This is a genomic window from Arthrobacter sp. Y3221087 (assembly GCF_059089905.1).
Genome location: NZ_JBNHFE010000018.1, coordinates 1 through 1733, shown reverse-complemented (window position 1 = coordinate 1733; position 1733 = coordinate 1). Strand labels below are relative to the sequence as shown.

The window sequence follows — 1733 nt, the reverse complement described above, 5'->3', positions numbered from 1 at the left end:
GTCTGTTGTTTGAGAACTCAATAGTGTGCCAAGTTTGTTGATACCGATTATGTATGTAATTGGTTGAATTTGCCGGATCGTGCCGCCCCTGTGGCATTGGTTTGGTGTTTTTGGCTGGTTTCAAATTTTGTGCAGCCTTTGCTGGTGTTATTTCCACTGGTTTTGGTTGTGTCTGTTTTTGTTTTACTTCAACGGAGAGTTTGATCCTGGCTCAGGATGAACGCTGGCGGCGTGCTTAACACATGCAAGTCGAACGATGAACCCTGCTTGCGGGGGGATTAGTGGCGAACGGGTGAGTAACACGTGAGTAACCTGCCCTTGACTCTGGGATAAGCCTGGGAAACTGGGTCTAATACCGGATATGACCTTCCATCGCATGGTGGTTGGTGGAAAGCTTTTTGTGGTTTTGGATGGACTCGCGGCCTATCAGCTTGTTGGTGAGGTAATGGCTTACCAAGGCGACGACGGGTAGCCGGCCTGAGAGGGTGACCGGCCACACTGGGACTGAGACACGGCCCAGACTCCTACGGGAGGCAGCAGTGGGGAATATTGCACAATGGGCGCAAGCCTGATGCAGCGACGCCGCGTGAGGGATGACGGCCTTCGGGTTGTAAACCTCTTTCAGTAGGGAAGAAGCGAAAGTGACGGTACCTGCAGAAGAAGCGCCGGCTAACTACGTGCCAGCAGCCGCGGTAATACGTAGGGCGCAAGCGTTATCCGGAATTATTGGGCGTAAAGAGCTCGTAGGCGGTTTGTCGCGTCTGCCGTGAAAGTCCGGGGCTCAACTCCGGATCTGCGGTGGGTACGGGCAGACTAGAGTGATGTAGGGGAGACTGGAATTCCTGGTGTAGCGGTGAAATGCGCAGATATCAGGAGGAACACCGATGGCGAAGGCAGGTCTCTGGGCATTAACTGACGCTGAGGAGCGAAAGCATGGGGAGCGAACAGGATTAGATACCCTGGTAGTCCATGCCGTAAACGTTGGGCACTAGGTGTGGGGGACATTCCACGTTTTCCGCGCCGTAGCTAACGCATTAAGTGCCCCGCCTGGGGAGTACGGCCGCAAGGCTAAAACTCAAAGGAATTGACGGGGGCCCGCACAAGCGGCGGAGCATGCGGATTAATTCGATGCAACGCGAAGAACCTTACCAAGGCTTGACATGGACCGGACCGCCGCAGAAATGTGGTTTCCCCTTTGGGGCTGGTTTACAGGTGGTGCATGGTTGTCGTCAGCTCGTGTCGTGAGATGTTGGGTTAAGTCCCGCAACGAGCGCAACCCTCGTTCTATGTTGCCAGCACGTGATGGTGGGGACTCATAGGAGACTGCCGGGGTCAACTCGGAGGAAGGTGGGGACGACGTCAAATCATCATGCCCCTTATGTCTTGGGCTTCACGCATGCTACAATGGCCGGTACAAAGGGTTGCGATACTGTGAGGTGGAGCTAATCCCAAAAAGCCGGTCTCAGTTCGGATTGGGGTCTGCAACTCGACCCCATGAAGTCGGAGTCGCTAGTAATCGCAGATCAGCAACGCTGCGGTGAATACGTTCCCGGGCCTTGTACACACCGCCCGTCAAGTCACGAAAGTTGGTAACACCCGAAGCCGGTGGCCTAACCCCTTGTGGGAGGGAGCCGTCGAAGGTGGGACTGGCGATTGGGACTAAGTCGTAACAAGGTAGCCGTACCGGAAGGTGCGGCTGGATCACCTCCTTTCTAAGGAGCCCCTCACAACTG

Annotated in this window: 1 rRNA gene; it reads left to right on the top strand. The window is 55.1% G+C overall.

Annotated elements, in window-relative coordinates:
• Positions 1–188 precede the first annotated feature (188 nt).
• Positions 189–1712, top strand: a 16S ribosomal RNA gene (locus AC5RUO_RS19950).
• The last annotated feature ends 21 nt before the right edge of the window (positions 1713–1733 follow it).